The following is a 16,197-nucleotide window of genomic DNA, read 5'->3' on the forward strand; positions in this document are numbered from 1 at the left end:
TGAAAAATGAGTTTATGATAGACGTATCGAGGATCTCACATGTGGTAGTTAGGGTAGGAGATCTAGATAAAGCATACAAGTTCTATATAGAGTTACTCGGGTTGGTTGAGACGGAGAAGGATGGGGGCTATCTGTATTTAAGGGGTATTGAGGAAGGGCAACACCACAGTCTTGTCCTTAAAAAGGCAGAAAGCCCCGGATTATCTTACATAGGACTGAGGGTTAAGAGACCGGAGGAACTGGATAAGGCTAAGGACTTCTTCTCTTCATCAAATATAAAATTTGTTAAACACAGAGAGAAGGGTGTAGACGAAGGTCTACTATTCGAGACACCTCAGGGGATCCCCATATACCTTTACTACGACATGGAATATGTAGGGGATCTGAGGATGAAATTCTTCATGCACAGAGGAGTATCACCGGTTAGGTTAGCTCATGTGAACTTGATAGTAAAGGATTTAGAAAGTGAGGTTAAGTTCATGAAGGAGGCACTGGGCTATTATGAGACCGAGTGGTTTTTGGACCAAAACGGAGAAAGGAGCGTAATATGGCTCACCAGAAGAGGGGATTCGCACGAAATAGCGATATCTAAGACTCCTAGAAATTTCCCGGGCTTTCACCACGAGACATACTACGTCCATGATGTAAGGGACGTTATTAAAGCTGCTGATATACTCGCTTCTGCAGGACTATGGGACAGTATAGAAAGGGGACCGGGGAGACACGGTGTTACTGAGGGATACTACATATACTTGAGGGACTTTGATAAAAACAGGATAGAGTTCTTTACACAGGACTATGTGGTCTTAGACCCGGATAAGTGGAAACCCGTAGTCTGGACGCATGACCAGGCTAAGTATAGGAGTGATTTTTGGGGGAGACCTATACCCGAATCCTGGTTAAACGAGTGGGTTCCGGTTGAAGACATATTCACTAAAGAACTGAAAAGGTGGTAAAATTGATCAGGAAGGGGATTGATTATATAAAAAGTATAAAGTCACACACACCCGAAGTGTATTATGAAGGGCAGAGGGTAGAGGATGTTACGGAACATCCCGCCTTTAAGACCCCTGTTAGGACTGTAGCAAAATACTATGACCTCCATTGGGAGTATGATGACTTAAGGGTCTATAACCCAGATGTAGGTGAAGAGACTAGTATCTCTTTCCTTAGACCTAAGAGCAAGAAAGATTTAGCAAAGATAAGGGATGGGTTAATAAAGATCTATGACTATTACCGGGGGTTCTTCGGCAGGAGCCCGGATTACCTAAACCTCTGGAACATGATATTTTACGCCCATTCGGAGGACTTCGGTAACCACTTCGGATCAAGATATAAGGAGAACGCGATCGAAATATATAAGGAGGCCACCAGAAATGACCTATTTTACACGCATGCAATCGTAGCTCCGATGTATGATAGGTCAAGGCCCCCGTCCCAGTGGGAAGACCCCTACATACAAGTAGGCGTAGTGGAGGAACGGCCTGAAGGGGTTATTGTAAGAGGGGCTGCTATGATCAGTACTGCTGCTCCTTATGCTGAGATGCTATGGTATTTGCCAAATATAAGGAGGGATACGGATACGAGATATGCCCTTTACTTCTCAATTCCGACTTACCAGAAGGGCGTTAAATTTTTGGCAAGGAGGGGCTTTCAGCCCAGGGAAGGTGGAGAATTTGAATACCCCATATCGTCTAAGTTCGATGAGAGCGACGCGATTATGATCTTTAAAGACGTGTTAATACCATGGGATAGGATAATATTCTACAAGAGGCCGGAGCTTATAGAGGACTTCATGTGGAGGATTATAGGGCTAAGGACGTGGTTCAATTGGCACTTCGTAATACAGCACTATTCAAGGCTCAAGTTCCTAGCCGGTCTAGCTATAGCTATTTCAGAAGCATCAGGGACTTCCAACTTCATAAACGTCCAGGAGAAAATAGGTGAGATATTAATTTACATAGCTCTCAACGAAGCCGTGTTGACAGCGTCCGTAGAGAACGCTGAGGAACTACCTAACATAGTAAGACCCAATCCATATTATTCCATAGGGGCTAGTCACTTTAACATGAGGACTGTACCTAGAGCTAACGAGATACTGAGGTCGATCTCAGGAGGTGCTTCAATCCCTATTCCTGCGGGGATCAAGGACTTCGAAAACCCTGAAGAAAGGGAAATGATACTTAAGTATATGTCGATGAAAGGGCTAGACGCCTTAGAAAGAGTTAAGCTATTTAACTTACTATGGGACGTTATTGGCTCCGAAGTGGGGATGAGGTACGAGCAGTACGATAGGTTTAGCAGAGGAGACCCTACGATAAGGTGGGCACAGATGTATTCAGAAGTCTACAGAGATAAGAAGCATGAGTTTGTGAAGTTGGTGAGAGAGATTTTAGACCAGATGCCTAACCCTAAAGCTTAAGGAATGTGTAGTATTTGTAGTTTTTTAATCACTATATGTATTTAACAAGTTTAACAGTCGCGTAGCCGAGCTCTACACCGCAGTAAAGAAGTTTGACGAGATATATTAACCTAAGGAAAGAAATTCTCTTCTATTATTAATTTTTATCCTTCTTTTTCTCTAAGTCTACTTACCCTCCTTTGGTTATAAAAGGTCTTCATGAAAAGCGTTTCATGAAATGATTATAAATTTTGATCACCGACGTCGCTGTGGTAAAATGAAATATGTCTCCTTTATGAAAGATGGTTCAAAACGTTTTGGAATACTTGAAGGAGATCGTGTTTTCGAAGTTGACAGTCTGGAAGAAAAAGAACCCAAAGGTAGTTCGTACAAACTATCTGAACTAGTCCTTCATGCTCCGGTCCCCCAGAGGGAGATAATATGTACTTTAACCAACTCACCGAAGATGGTAGGAGTAGACAGCAAAGAGAAAGCAAGAGAACTATTATTCTCCCCTAAGTTCTTCATAAAATTATCGTGGACTATTATCGGACCATATGATACCGTAATATCACCTAAATCGGGTATAAGACCTGAAGTGGAGATTGCCGTGGTGACTAAGAAGAAGCTGAAGAACTCTACCCCAGCTGAAGCTAGAGATGCAGTCCTTGGTTATACAGTATTCAATGACGTAACGGCTCCAAATGAGTTCAAGAAAGATTGGTACAAGGCATTTAGGAGGGACCCCAACGACGGTAAAGTTAAGGAGATGACCGTAAGGGGGAACCACTTTAGGAACAAAAACAGAGACACGTTTTCACCTATGGGACCTTGGTTGGTCACTCAAGACGAGCTTACAGACCCATACGGGCTTAGGATGAGGAGCCAGATTAACGATGAAGTGATACAAGAAGGTAGTTCCGACGAACTTGTGTTTAGCATAGAAGAAATTCTAACAGAGCTGTCAAAAATTCTGACGTTGCCTAAATACTCGATAGTTTCCACTGGGACTATAGGTTATTTCGGCGCTGAAGACCCATCGGAGTTTAAGCCCAAGAATTGTGAGGGTACAATGATAGCTGAAGTTGATAAGATAGGTAAGATCGTGAATAAAGTCGTGGTAGAACAGAGTACCTAAACGGTGGAGTTCAATTTTAAGAGCGAGACCGTCAATGATGTATACAAGATAAGCTCCATTAATCAGGTATCATTAGCCCTAAAGAGTTGATAATTCCACTGTGATAAGTGCACTGTTATAATATAAAGTGCACGGGATCTTACAAAGACGCTCAGCCTAGCGTGGAGATAACGTATTCCTTTAAAACCTGACAAAGGTATAATTTCTAGTACTAGTATCAACTGTTCTCCTTGAGACCCTCTTCCTTCTCTCACACCTAAACATATGATCGGGGTACGGATTGTAGTTTTACATGCTTTAAGGGCTTGTCGTAATACTCCTGAAATGTTCTGACCAGAGGAGTCGAAATCCAATATAAAAGGACGCGGTGTTTTCCTTAAAATACTTTTTATGAAGCTTTTATGGGTATATCTGCCTTTCAGGTATACCAGTAATAAAACTAAAAAATCTTTTAATTTATTATTTCTAATTTATTACATAAATCATGAAGATTATATATAATATGTATTTATATATTATTAAGAGTATAAATTAATATATGTTAAAGAAAGTAACGGTTACGGTCAGGCATGAAGACTGTTGGACTAGCCAAGTCCCTTTCAGGGCAAAAACGATAAGCCTCCAAGTGTATCCAAATAAGCACTATTTGAGGAGTAGAATAATGATTGACCTAAATGACCCAGACGTAGTAAAGGAAATGGGCAAGTGTAAGGGGGTAATGAAGGTCAATAAAGTTATGCCTAATCGTGATAAGACACTAGTGGACTTCCTTAACGTGTACAAGGGCTCTATTGCTGGGATACTCTATGACTATGAGGTCTTACTCCTTGACAACGAGATAAGAGAAGGTAAGGAGATATGGACTTTTGTAGTCCCGCGGTTATCTATAAGAGAAATTGTGAACGAGATAAAGAACGTTTCGAAAGTGGGCGAAGTAAAAATAGATGACTATACCCCTAGCAACGTATATCTAACAGATATGGAAAGAAAGGTATTACTCTTGGCATTACACTCTGGATACTTAGATTACCCAAAGAAGTCAAAGACTGAAGATTTGGCAAAACTGCTGGGAATCAGCAAGGTTACTTTTCTATATCACTTGAGGACTGCCGAGAAAAAGATAATATCTATGTATCTAGATACGGGAGAATAACGTTAGTTATTTGAATAATATGTGAAAATGTCTATAATTTATCAGCCCTTCGACTATTAACCACGTTTGATGTAAAGCTTTAAAATTACCAAAACCTGATTCAATTCATGAAACTTAGGGATCACCTACCCAAGATCAAAGGTGAAGGAGTTTATATAGACGACTTTACCCCAAAAAACACCGCATACCTTTTTGTAGTGAGGTCCCCTATAGCCAGAGGGATCATAAAAAGCGTTTCAAGACCCGATAACGTACTCCTCTCATTAACATGGGAGGACGTGAGGGCTTACCTCCCCGTCAGGGCAGACCCCGAGACTATGAAGATGGGAAAGATTGTCAAAATGCCCCTGCTGGCTGACGGTAGGGTTAACTTCGTAGGGCAACCTGTTCTGGCTTTTGTAGTAGAAGACAGATACGAAGGTGAGGATATAGCGGAACAAGTGTCCATCGACTACGAGGAACTCCCACCTATATTAGACATTGAATCTGCATTGAACTCTACTGAGCAAATCCATTCAGGGGTTGAGAGAAATATCTCAGTAGATAAGACGCTGGAAGGCGGCCAATTATCAGCGAAGAGAAGTGCTGATGTTATAGTAAGCAGAAAAATTTACCAGAATAGGATAGTCTCTAATCCTATGGAGCCTAAGGGAGTCTTAGTCTACTGGGACGGGGATAACCTAAATGTTTATGGGTCCTTCCAGTCGGCGTTTAGGATAAGGGGCGATTTAAGAGAAGTCCTCAACTTACCCCCTGAAAAGATCAGGGTTTACTCTACATTAGTAGGAGGAGGCTTCGGTAATAAGGTTCCCTTACATGCGGAGTACGCGTTAGCGGCAATAGCCTCAATGAAACTGAAAAGGCCCATAAAGTGGATAGAGACTAGGATGGAACACCTGAAAAACCCTACTATAGGTAGGGGAGTACTATCAGAAGTTAACATGTACGCAAGGAGGACTGGAGAAATACTAGGTGTCGAGGGTTATGTTGCGGTGGACTTAGGAGCTTATGATTACACAATAAACCCTACTACCCCGGAATTTATAGCCAGATTAGTTACCGGCCCTTATAAGATGAAATTTGCATCCATCAGAGCTATGGGAGTTTTTACTAACCTTCCCCCGACAGGGCCTTACAGAGGAGCGGGTAGGCCTGAAGCTGCGCTAATTCATGAGAGTCTAGTTGAAGACCTTGCAAGTGAGCTAGGTATGGATCCGGTAGAAATAAGAAAGAGGAACTTAGTAGGGGATATGGAAGAATTCATAACACCTCTCGGTATAAGACTGGACCCAGCAGGGTATAGGAGTGTGCTAAACGTAGCTGAGATATATTATAGGATGAGTAAGGAGAAATACAAAGATAAGGGAGTATCTATAGTAGTTTTCACGGATGTCGACAGACTATCACCAGGTGAAGGAGCTAGGATAAGGATCGAGGACGGCAGAGTAAAGGTATTTGTGGGGTCCGGCCCTCACGGACAAGCCCATGAGGACACCTTTGCTAAGTTAGTCTCTGAGACTTTAGGGGTAAGTGAAGACCTAATAGATGTGTTTACTAATAGTACGGACACAGTAAAAGAAGGGATAGGCAGTTTCGGCTCAAGGAGCGGGACTATAGCAGGGTCTGCAGTTATTGAGGCCAGTAAACAGCTCCTCCAAAAAATTAACATACCTATCGAGAGAGCGTTAAAGGAATTCAACGGTATAGAGGTTGAAGTATTTTACAAGGCAGAGGACATATTTACACCTGGGGCTCATGTAGCCGTAGTAGATATAGACAAGGAGACCGGTTTTGTTAAAGTCCTGAAATACTACTCAGTAGAAGACGTAGGGAGAGAGTTGATAACAGCTGAAGTAGAGGGGCAAGTTATAGGCGGTATCCTTCAGGGGGTATCCCAAGTAATATGGGAGCAGGCACCATACGACGAGAACGGTAACCCGTTATTCTCTTCTATCGCTGATTGCGGAGTCCCCACGGCTAAAGAGGCGAGTTATTTGGTTGAGTTAAATACCTTGACATTCCCCTCTTCCCTACCTTCAAGAAGCAGGGGAGTCGGAGAAGCAGGAACTACCGGAGCTGTACCTGCAGTCTTCATAGCGTTAGAAAAAGTTACTGGAAAGAAGTTCTCAAAGACGCCTATACTACCATGGGAGATATTAGGCTAGTGTATCTCTCAATAGTCGTCTAAAAATAAATATGCTAGGAGAACTTACATTAGTCTGGAATAATATACCACTAACCTTAAAAAACGTTTTATGTGATAACACTTACGTCTGACAAACTTTTATTATACTCGGTCAGTTGATAAGGGACAGTAATACCTTCGTGTAGAAACGTCGATATTTAGCAAGCAGTAAGATGGGGCTCGTCCTATAGTGCCTGACTAAGTATAAATATGGCATATAATGTTACCGCTTTACCGATTAAACCTTCACTCCTTAAGCATTAAACATAACGCGTATAGGCGTTAGGGGGGAGTGTTTATGGTAATACTCGGTTACTCCAGTTTTTCAATAAATGCTGCAAGGAGAAAAGGTCCCTCTTCTCTTAACAGAAAAAGATTAAAAAATCTTTTATTTCATTAAAGGCCGTCCCAAAGGAGGAGATACACCTAATGCTTCCGCGACAACGGCAGCAAGTCCCGTATACCAAGCCGCAATGGCCGTAAGTATCCCTACATACCCTCCAGCATGGACTAGAGCTGTACTGTTAACCATGAGACCTGCTCCGAGGAGGAAGAAAGTTATCCATAACAGTAGGAAAGTCATAAACAGTCCAAGGTTACTCCTGAAAGTCCCGAACCACATCACTAAAGTGAATATACCGAAAGCTATGAGGACTAAGCCTATCCCTTGGGCTGCAGCTCCGCCGAGCATCGAAGTCAGGAAATACCACTCCCAGAAGGCCCCGTAAGTAAAAAAGGCAACATAACCGAATGTATTTCCAGCCCTCCACTCGAGTATTCCTGCAAGTAATTGTGCAAGCCCGCCGTAGAATGCAGCTAACCCGAGTACTGCAGATTCACCTTGTGATAATAAACCAGCATTATAGACAGACAGTACTAACGTAGTCAGTGCGAACCCTGATAGACCTAGTGGTGCAGGATTAGCCCTTTTTTGTTCCGTCATTACAATTATTTTTTACTTAAATCCTTTTAAATTATTTCATAAAGGATCTTTATAAAATAAGTTTATTATTATAATTAAAGAGAAATATTTAAATGTCAGTTTCGTGGGCACTACCTTTTGATAAAGAAATAAGGATAAAATCGAATAAGGAAATCGACATTAATACGTATAAAAAAATCCATGAAGCATCGATAACTGACGTCAAATCCTTCTGGTCCTCCGTAGCTACAGAACTAGACTGGTTTAAGCCTTGGGAAAGAGTACTGGATGACTCTAACCCCCCGTTTTATAAATGGTTTGTTGGCGGCGAACTTAATGCCTCCTACCTTTCAGTGGACAGACACGCTAGAGGATGGAGGAAAAATAAGGTAGCGTTAATTTGGGAAGGAGAACCCTTAGACAATAACGGTAACCCTAAGGAGGTCAGAAAGCTTACATATCAGGATCTCTATAGAGAAGTAAACAGAGTAGCATATTTAATGAAGGAGAGATATAAGCTCAAGAAAGGAGATACAATAGCTATTTATTTGCCCATGATCCCTGAACTCCCCATATTTATGTTAGCAGCAGCTAGATTGGGGGTAGTGTTTACCGTAGTATTTTCCGGGTTCAGTTCGGACGCATTAGCTAACAGGATAAACGACGCTGAGGCTAAGCTCCTTATCACAGCAGATGGTGGGTGGAGGAAGGGGAAGATTGTAGAGTTAAAGAACATAGCTGATAAGTCTTTAGAAAAGACTCCCAGCGTAAGACACGTTATTGTAGTGAGGAGAACTGGAGCAAAAGTAAACATGGTAGAAGGAAGAGACGAATATTACGATGATGTGATGAAGGATGTGCCATTAAATACCTATGTAGAGCCTGAAAGAGTTAAGTCGGAAGACCCGCTTTATATCCTTTACACTTCTGGGACTACCGGTAAACCTAAAGGTATCGTCCATGACACTGGAGGCTACATGACGTTACTTCATGCTACAATGAAATGGGTGTTCGATATTAGGGACGAAGACGTTTATTGGTGTACTGCAGACATAGGATGGGTTACCGGTCATTCCTACATAGTATTTGGTCCCCTAATGGAAGGTGCAACTGAAGTAATGTATGAAGGTGCATTAGATTACCCCAAACCAGATAGGTGGGTATCTATTATAGAACGTTACGGTGTATCAGTCTTATATACATCGCCGACTGCAATTAGGTCGTTTATGAAATATGGAGATTCGTGGATAAAGTCACACGATACATCGAGTGTTAGGTTAATGCACTCTGTGGGGGAGCCCATCAACCCGGAGGCATGGGAGTGGTTTTGGAAATTAGTAGGGAGAGAGGAGATCCCCTTCGGCAGTACTTGGTGGATGACCGAGACCGGAGGTATAATGATTTCCCACCTACCCGGACTCTATCTTATCCCGTTAAAGCCTGGGACTAACGGGATGCCCTTACCCGGTATTCAGGCAGATGTGGTCGACGATAACGGTAATCCCGCTAAACCCGAAACGAGGGGTTATCTAGTGATCAAACAGCCTTGGCCCGGTATGCCCTTAACCATATATAAAGACCCTGAGAGGTACGTAAACGTATACTGGAGCAAGTTCCCTAACATGTTTTATGCAGGCGATTACGCTGTAAAAGACGACGACGGCTACTTCTGGGTCTTGGGAAGGGCTGATGAGGTCATAAAAGTAGCAGGTCACAGACTCGGCACATACGAGCTCGAGTCAGCTTTAATAGAACACCCAGCCGTTGCTGAAGCTGCAGTTATAGGTGTCCCAGACCCCATTAAGGGAGAAGTCCCTTACGGCTTTATAATCCTAAGGCAAGGGTACTCTCCTTCTCCTCAGTTGACTCAGGAGATCTTGAAGACTGTAAGAGAGAAAGTGGGACCTATAGCAGTAATCGATAAAGTATTCTTTGTAGGGAAGTTGCCTAAGACAAGGAGCGGAAAGATAATGAGGAGAGTAGTAAGGGCAGTTATAACTAACTCTCAAGTAGGCGATATAACTACACTTGAAGATGAAGCATCTGTAGATGAGATCAGGAAGGCTTATGAGGAGTTTAAGCAAGAGTTTCAGAAGATAAGTTAATCATTTTTTTAATAAATTATTTTTGAATATTCTTCTTGATTTTATATTCTCTGTCTCTCAATCGAGTAGGTGCAGATGACAATTAAGCGAGCTCCTCTCTTTTAATTAAAAGAGTTACAATATCCTAAACCCCATGGGATATTTTAATCGTCTGTATTTATACTCAGATAAAGGATGCCCGTTATTAGTCAAGTATGTCTTAAGCATAGTAAAAGGATCCTCGAGTAGCATTTTACATAAAACCCTTAACGTCTGATACGTTTCTGATATATTCTTTGTTCATAATTAGATGTAAAGGCATGAAAGGACGATCTATCCATGGTGAAGGTGAATAAGTTAATTTAAGCGATTACACCGCGTTCCAGCAGACGTTAGACCGTCTTCGTATTTATTATAATATAAAAGGACTTATATGTTTTTACTAGTTTTGACGTGTATTATATTATTTCATGATTAAGGCTTCGGACTCTAAAAAACTTAAAATGAAATGGGATTATAAGTGTTCACGTAAGTGGTTGAGGTAATACCTGACTGCTATGGTTTTTCCAATAAATGCCACTCGAAGCCTTTACAATTCTACATCTGTAAATATATTAAGCTAAAATATTTTTTTAGGTAATATAGCTCATGTTTCACATCTAAGTAAATGCTACACGGGCTATAGATACCTTAGATAACGATATTAAAGGGCCAAGCTCATGAGTAACATTATAGGAAAGGCTGATGATGGGGACTAGGTCTCAATTCTTATCCTTTTACCCGTAAACTTCTTTTCACTTTCCTCGTCTTCCACATGCAGTTCCACCGGGGCGTCGAAGGGTAGGTCATAGAAGTCCATTGCCCTAAAGAACACTTTTTTCCTTAATTCCATCTTTTCCTTCCCCTCTAACTTCCTCTTAACGACGATAAGTATATCAATGTCACTGAGTACTGTTATGCGGTCTTCAGCAACACCACCTATAACATATACCTCAGCACCAGGCTCTATATCACGGGTCACCTTCGCTACTTTCTCGGCGTATTCCCTCCACCTCCTTAAGTGGGAAAAGCGGAACTTAACCCAGCTTGACAGATTTTACCACCTCCTCAAGGAAATTAATGGCTTTTTCAGCAAAACTGATTAACTCCATTACTCCTTCGTCGTATTCAACGTCCTCATAACGTGAGTCTAGGTAAGCGTCTTCAACCGATACTAACTTATTTCTGTACTCCCTTACCATTTCGTCGACCTTAGTAGCTAATTCGCTATAGCCATTCTCTCTCAGGAGTTTAGACAAGTAGCTGAACGACTCCCTTATACCGTGCCCCCTATACTCCTTTCCGAATATCTCGAGGATAACGGCTTTGTTATAAAGTTGGAGCGACTGTCCGACGTGAAAGGCACTAACGTCATAATAGCCTTCAACGTAGTCGTCCTTAGCGTCTGTTAAAAACCTTAAAGCCCTCCTCTTTAACCTCCAGACCCTTATCCCGCTCACACCTTAATATACTCGTGTAGGGTTAAGAATTTAGAGAGAGGATTTGACTTATACTAGTCGCAAAACCTCCCTGCTACGTTTTTTTTTTTGGGACTAAAACTACTCGTAATTTAGGGATATTCCCTGTCTGTTCAATCCTCATGTACCTCTGTCTTAACGTTAACTCCGGCTTCACCGCGTAATGGGTCATGAGCGGGAGTACCGTTCTTCGCTTCAAGCAACCGAACGATAGACTGTGAGTAGATGTGTAAGTGTTTATCATTTTGTCGATCAGCCTTACTACGTACCCCGTTTAGCCTTATAGTGAGAGTTAAACCCTAAGCGCGATATTGGTATATCCGTGAGATAAGTCTTATCACTCAGACCATTGTCGTCGTTCAGGGACGACTCGTGGTACCTTAATGGGTAAAAGGACCTTTCTTTTAATAATTTTAAAAAAGAAGTAATTCGGTTTTAAGAAGATACGACTTGGACGTTTATTACTTGTCCGTTAGATAAGAATAGTTGTATCGTATAGGCTGTGTTTGGAACCAGCCCTTGGTTTAGTGTAAATACAGCTCGCAAGTTGTTGTAACCGACGTTTAGCTGATACGGTGTAATGTTGGTAGTCGTGTAGTTAGTCCCGTAAAGGCTCGCCTTAAGCACTTGTACCTGATAGGGAGAATAGACGGTAAATTCAGCGATACCGTTACTGTAAATCTTTCCTGAACCGTACTGGTAGGGGGTAGGCTGTGTAGGTTGTTGTTGAGTAAGTTGCTGTTGTGGAGGAGGCGGTGTAGTTTGTATCTGGTAGTTGGCCTGCTGTGGTGGTTGCGGAGGTTGGGGTGGTTGCGGAGGTGGTACCGGGACTTGTTGAGGTTGAAGGGTAGTGGGTTGGTAGTTGTAACTCTGTGACGTTACTTGGTAGTTAAACTGTTGAGGGGACTGGCGCAATAAAAGCGTCGATAATGTCTTCCCTATACCTATGAAGGCGAGCAAAGCGGGTATCAGTGGTGATAGCGAGTATAAGAACTTCCCTGAATAATACACGGCTTTGTTATCGTAGTGCAAACCTATGAGTACGAGTAGAATAGCTATAGGTAGTAAGACGATAAATAAGACTCCACTTAACCTTACCAACCCATTAGTGTATTTCTTACCTACCCTGTAAAGTCCGAGTCCAAGTAGCACATAGCCTAAATCTACAAAGACCATGATAGGTGTGACTACTCCTAGGAGTGTAAGTGAGGTAATCCCACTTGTGATAGTCCCTATTCCCGTTGACGCACTCTCTCTTATTGTCGATAGCTCAATTATGTATGCAGAGAAGATTATCAGTACCACTGCGGTAGCCAGTAGTGTCGTCCCGCCGGTCTTCCCTAAACCAAATTCCGGGTATATGTACCTTAATATGTCGAAGCCATTCCTGACCATTACAGCTTGTATAAACACAAAAGCACTAGCTAAAACGGCCATACCGTCGACTACCAGTGACAAGGTTTGGATCGTAGTACGCCCTAACTGAACTGGATTCTCGTATGAGATAACGACTGATACAATAGTCCCGATAAGGGAAAATATAGACCCTAATACCGCTATTAGGCTACTGATCCTCAGTTCTCTTAACCCAATTCCTTCTGAACTACTCATAGTTAAAGATTAAGTATTAAAATTAAAAATTTAGCTATCCCTTATGCACTATTTCCTAAAATTTTCCCTTGGGTATATTTACCCGAGGACAGTAGCAGTGGTGGTTCACGACTTTAGGCGATTCAGGTATTCTTTGTGAAGTGTAATTTTACCTCGAACTAGTACAGTTCGTGGACCAATAACACAGTACGCATAAGGTCACTACAAAACACATAAGGTCGCTAGATAAACTAAGCTGTTAAACCCATCACTTTACGCTTCTACACGGCGTCACGTATTATTGCCTTGTGAACATATCTGATAATAGTTATGACCTCACTCTATTTAGACAAACAAGGTTCGCGGGGACTCCGTGAAAGGCCCAGTCACGGTTTTTCAAATAAATACTATCAGATAACCTTAAAGTTATGCCGTTTAACTTTCGTCTGTGAAACCATTAAGGACTTACATCATGCTGAAAAACTTTGCACTGAGCCTGACACAGCCCTTTATCGCCTTTCTCTCAGCCCTCTCGGGAGTTAATGGAGAAGCATTGGCGATAATCTCGTCAGCAGGCACTGTTTTGCCTTCAATAGTCCAGTTCTTATTAGGCTTCATGAGGGCTAAGGGAAAACAGCTAGTGGTCTTAGGCTCTGCAATAGTAGGGGGCTTATGGATAATACTTTCACTTATCCCTTTTGGTAGTGTAGTGTTTGTAGTCTTCTACGTCCTGCTAGAGGCCGGTCTGGGTATCTCGCTTTTCGGCTGGTATTTAATAATGGACAAGGTTAGTACGTCCTCTAGGGGTAGGGTGCTCGCCCAATATTCCTTTTACTCTACCCTTGGCGGGCTCATAGCTACCTTGATTACAGGTTTCTTTGTAGGTGATGATAAGGCCCTTATAAGGCCCTTCTTTATGACCACAGGGCTGTTAATGGTTACCGACTCTTATATAGCTTATAAGTTTGATGTGGACTACGAAAGGCCCCCATTAAAGGGGCTAAGGGTGAGCAGGGAATTACGTGATTTCCTAGTGGTTACTTTTGCCTTTAACGTCATATGGTCCTCTGCATGGCCTATATTTCCTTTAGCCCAAGTATACGTATTTAACATGAACTTCGAAAACATAGCCATTATAGACACTATCTCCGGCGTCTCTACATTATTGATGCAGAACTGGGTCGGTAGGCTAGTCGATAAGAACAGAAAGATGGTGATGTTCACCGGGAGACTTGCACTAGCCACCTTTCCTTTAGCTTACGCTTTGTCCAGTTCAGTTTATGAGATCTATTTAGCTAACGTTATAGCCGGGTTTACAAATTCTGTTAACTCAACAGCTTACCTTTCATACTTATATGATAGTTCTAAAGACACAAGAAAAAGCATAGGGCTTTATAATGTAATTACAGCTTTAGGGGATCTTACGGGCTCCAGTATAGGGGGAATCACTGCTGAAATAGTTACGAATACCTTTGGTCTTGTACGGGGTATAAGGGAAATGATGCTCGCTATCGCGCTCCTTAGGGTCATAGCTTCCCTGTTTTACCTTAAACTTCATGAACCTATTAAGGCGTAGACCGGGACTACATCTATTAATCCGTTAAGTCCTACCATTACTAGAGAGTTTTTGGTTAATAGCAAGTTCCCCGGTCCCGGTATGACAGGCGTCAGGACCGTCTTCACTAACTGTCCGTTTAGCTTAAGTACGTAAAGTTCACCGCTCCTAGACTGTATAATTATATACTTACCGTATACTATGTCAACATTACTCACCGTAGGACCGGTATAGAACTCCCACAATACTTTTCCGTTTGTGATGTTTACAGCGTAAAGTATGCCCACCGGAGAGTCGTGGTATACTACACCGTCAAGTATTACGGGGGGCGGTGATTCAAGGTACATAGGTATGGGAGCATTCCCTTCATTTAGGTACCACAACATCCTCCCGTCAGTGGCGTTGAAGGCTACTAAGAATTCACTCATGGTAACGTTAGTGATATGGACGGTGTAAGAGGTAACCACAACACCTCGATAGTAAGCAGGGGACGAGTCGTCCAGACCTCCGAACACCAGACCTTGTGTAGAGAAGTTATATTCCCAAATTACTTTTCCGTTATCAGCGTCTATAGCCCAGAACACATAGGGGTTTGCAGAGCCGAAATAGATTATGTTACCCACCAGCAGTGGAGAGGACATACTGACATAAGAACCTATATCCTCTTCCCATACTAATTTTCCGTTATCAGCGTTAAGAGCGAGGACTTCATCGTTTCCGTTAGCTTCTATCACCATCCCGTGGTATATTACTGGAGTGGGCATATCTTCGCCTAACGTCGTGTAATTCCATAAGATTTTCCCGTCCGTAGCGTTGACAGCAACTATTGCGTTTTCACCAGTCCCCCTGACCGTTGAGTTAATGAAACACGCGTTACCTAGTCCTATGATTACTTCTCCCTCATACGTTATTGGGACAGTCATCACTTGGTTGGGGAATTTATCGTACCATATTACCTGTCCATTAGTTATGTTTATTGCATAAAGGCAACCCACTTGTTCTTCCATCGCACCACTCGACATATTCATCGGCCCAGACGTAACTACATACATTAGGTCACCGTAAATAGTAGGCGGGACTATTATAGCACCGGTCAAGTTTAACATGAAGAAGCCCGTATTAATAGGGACGTAATAGATGTGTTGGGGGTTTCCCTCAAACATGTACGTAGATGGAGTGTATCCTCTAGGTTTAATGGGGATTGACTGTATGACCGAATATGTTGGAGATTTAGTGACCGTAGGTAAACTGGTTATCTCGACCTCCTTACCTTGGTTTTGTGATATAATGTAGTGTTTTTGAGATGTGTAGTAATTAGTTAAAAATAAATATTCCGATAATAATAAAAAAAGTACTGTAATTATCAAAACTATCGATTTTAATTTATTCACGAGAAGAGTTTTTACTCTTTCATGTTAATAAATCTATTCATGATGAAAATTAAAAGAGCATACCTTGAGTGGGTCTTAAAATGGTTCTCTGTTTAAAACTTTATAAATTATAAAAATTTTTCTGATAAATTTTCTAACTTTATTATAAAAAGGTTGTATTGGTATTTCGTCCATGGGTTTGGGCTTGGGCAATTCATGTTTATTTTACGACTTCTATTTGTTTTAAGTATGGTAAGATTATAACAATTATTGAATATACGT

The 16,197-nt window shown here is 41.9% G+C and carries 13 protein-coding genes; 7 read left to right on the forward strand and 6 right to left on the reverse strand.

Annotation, left to right across the window (positions count from 1 at the left end):
- Window positions 1–14 precede the first annotated feature (14 nt).
- The 3 genes from hpaD (at window position 15) to KN1_RS14025 (ending at window position 3,539) form a co-directional block, all read left to right on the forward strand.
- Window positions 15–956, forward strand: a complete 942-nt coding sequence (hpaD, locus tag KN1_RS14015; RefSeq protein WP_221290820.1) for a 3,4-dihydroxyphenylacetate 2,3-dioxygenase — start codon at window positions 15–17, stop codon at window positions 954–956.
- Window positions 957–958: 2 nt separating this feature from the next.
- On the forward strand, window positions 959–2,422 hold the full coding sequence (locus tag KN1_RS14020) for a 4-hydroxyphenylacetate 3-hydroxylase family protein (RefSeq protein WP_221288370.1): 1,464 nt from the start codon (window positions 959–961) through the stop codon (window positions 2,420–2,422).
- A gap of 256 nt (window positions 2,423–2,678) precedes the next feature.
- Complete coding sequence (locus KN1_RS14025) at window positions 2,679–3,539, forward strand: fumarylacetoacetate hydrolase family protein (RefSeq protein WP_221288371.1); 861 nt, start codon at window positions 2,679–2,681, stop codon at window positions 3,537–3,539.
- Window positions 3,540–3,601: 62 nt separating this feature from the next.
- Here the strand turns inward: KN1_RS14025 and KN1_RS14030 are convergent, their stop codons facing one another.
- Window positions 3,602–3,892 (reverse strand): hypothetical protein, encoded by a 291-nt coding sequence (locus tag KN1_RS14030; protein WP_221288372.1) that lies wholly within the window; start codon window positions 3,890–3,892, stop codon window positions 3,602–3,604.
- A gap of 185 nt (window positions 3,893–4,077) precedes the next feature.
- Here KN1_RS14030 and KN1_RS14035 point away from each other — a divergent pair, with 185 nt between their 5' ends.
- Complete coding sequence (locus KN1_RS14035; protein ID WP_221288373.1) at window positions 4,078–4,692, forward strand: helix-turn-helix domain-containing protein; 615 nt, start codon at window positions 4,078–4,080, stop codon at window positions 4,690–4,692.
- Between the two features lie 107 nt (window positions 4,693–4,799).
- Window positions 4,800–6,857, forward strand: coding sequence for a xanthine dehydrogenase family protein molybdopterin-binding subunit (locus KN1_RS14040; RefSeq protein ID WP_221288374.1), 2,058 nt, complete (start codon window positions 4,800–4,802; stop codon window positions 6,855–6,857).
- Window positions 6,858–7,265: 408 nt separating this feature from the next.
- Here the strand turns inward: KN1_RS14040 and KN1_RS14045 are convergent, their stop codons facing one another.
- Window positions 7,266–7,820 carry an acetate uptake transporter gene (locus tag KN1_RS14045; protein ID WP_221288375.1) on the reverse strand — a complete coding sequence of 185 codons (555 nt, stop codon included), beginning with the start codon at window positions 7,818–7,820 and terminating at the stop codon, window positions 7,266–7,268.
- 92 nt (window positions 7,821–7,912) lie between these two features.
- Between KN1_RS14045 and acs the strand changes: the two genes are divergently transcribed.
- Entirely contained in the window at window positions 7,913–9,904 is a 1,992-nt protein-coding gene (acs, locus tag KN1_RS14050) for an acetate--CoA ligase (protein WP_221288376.1), read from the forward strand.
- A gap of 733 nt (window positions 9,905–10,637) precedes the next feature.
- Here acs and KN1_RS14055 read toward each other — a convergent pair.
- From KN1_RS14055 to KN1_RS14065, 3 genes are all read right to left on the reverse strand, one after another.
- Window positions 10,638–10,904 (reverse strand): nucleotidyltransferase domain-containing protein, encoded by a 267-nt coding sequence (locus tag KN1_RS14055; protein WP_225905718.1) that lies wholly within the window; start codon window positions 10,902–10,904, stop codon window positions 10,638–10,640.
- A gap of 55 nt (window positions 10,905–10,959) precedes the next feature.
- Window positions 10,960–11,382 (reverse strand): HEPN domain-containing protein, encoded by a 423-nt coding sequence (locus KN1_RS14060; RefSeq protein WP_221288378.1) that lies wholly within the window; start codon window positions 11,380–11,382, stop codon window positions 10,960–10,962.
- 453 nt (window positions 11,383–11,835) lie between these two features.
- On the reverse strand, window positions 11,836–13,011 hold the full coding sequence (locus tag KN1_RS14065; protein ID WP_221288380.1) for a DUF973 family protein: 1,176 nt from the start codon (window positions 13,009–13,011) through the stop codon (window positions 11,836–11,838).
- Between the two features lie 427 nt (window positions 13,012–13,438).
- Between KN1_RS14065 and KN1_RS14070 the strand changes: the two genes are divergently transcribed.
- Entirely contained in the window at window positions 13,439–14,566 is a 1,128-nt protein-coding gene (locus KN1_RS14070; RefSeq protein WP_221288382.1) for an MFS transporter, read from the forward strand.
- On the opposite strand, the gene KN1_RS14075 is transcribed toward KN1_RS14070, so the two are convergent.
- Window positions 14,545–15,936, reverse strand: coding sequence for an outer membrane protein assembly factor BamB family protein (locus KN1_RS14075; RefSeq protein WP_225905719.1), 1,392 nt, complete (start codon window positions 15,934–15,936; stop codon window positions 14,545–14,547). The genes KN1_RS14070 and KN1_RS14075 overlap by 22 nt on opposite strands.
- Between the last annotated feature and the right edge of the window lie 261 nt (window positions 15,937–16,197).

Origin of the sequence: Stygiolobus caldivivus, assembly GCF_019704315.1 — an archaeon.
GTDB lineage: Archaea > Thermoproteota > Thermoprotei_A > Sulfolobales > Sulfolobaceae > Stygiolobus > Stygiolobus caldivivus.

Bases quoted from the DNA above. Each gene is read 5' to 3' on its own strand.
- hpaD (WP_221290820.1), top strand. From the start codon at position 15: ATGATAGACGTATCGAGGATCTCACATGTGGTAGTTAGGGTAGGAGAT.
- KN1_RS14025 (WP_221288371.1), top strand. From the start codon at position 2,679: ATGAAATATGTCTCCTTTATGAAAGATGGTTCAAAACGTTTTGGAATA.
- KN1_RS14035 (WP_221288373.1), top strand. From the start codon at position 4,078: ATGTTAAAGAAAGTAACGGTTACGGTCAGGCATGAAGACTGTTGGACT.
- KN1_RS14040 (WP_221288374.1), top strand. From the start codon at position 4,800: ATGAAACTTAGGGATCACCTACCCAAGATCAAAGGTGAAGGAGTTTAT.
- KN1_RS14045 (WP_221288375.1), bottom strand. From the start codon at position 7,820: ATGACGGAACAAAAAAGGGCTAATCCTGCACCACTAGGTCTATCAGGG.
- acs (WP_221288376.1), top strand. From the start codon at position 7,913: ATGTCAGTTTCGTGGGCACTACCTTTTGATAAAGAAATAAGGATAAAA.
- KN1_RS14065 (WP_221288380.1), bottom strand. From the start codon at position 13,011: ATGAGTAGTTCAGAAGGAATTGGGTTAAGAGAACTGAGGATCAGTAGC.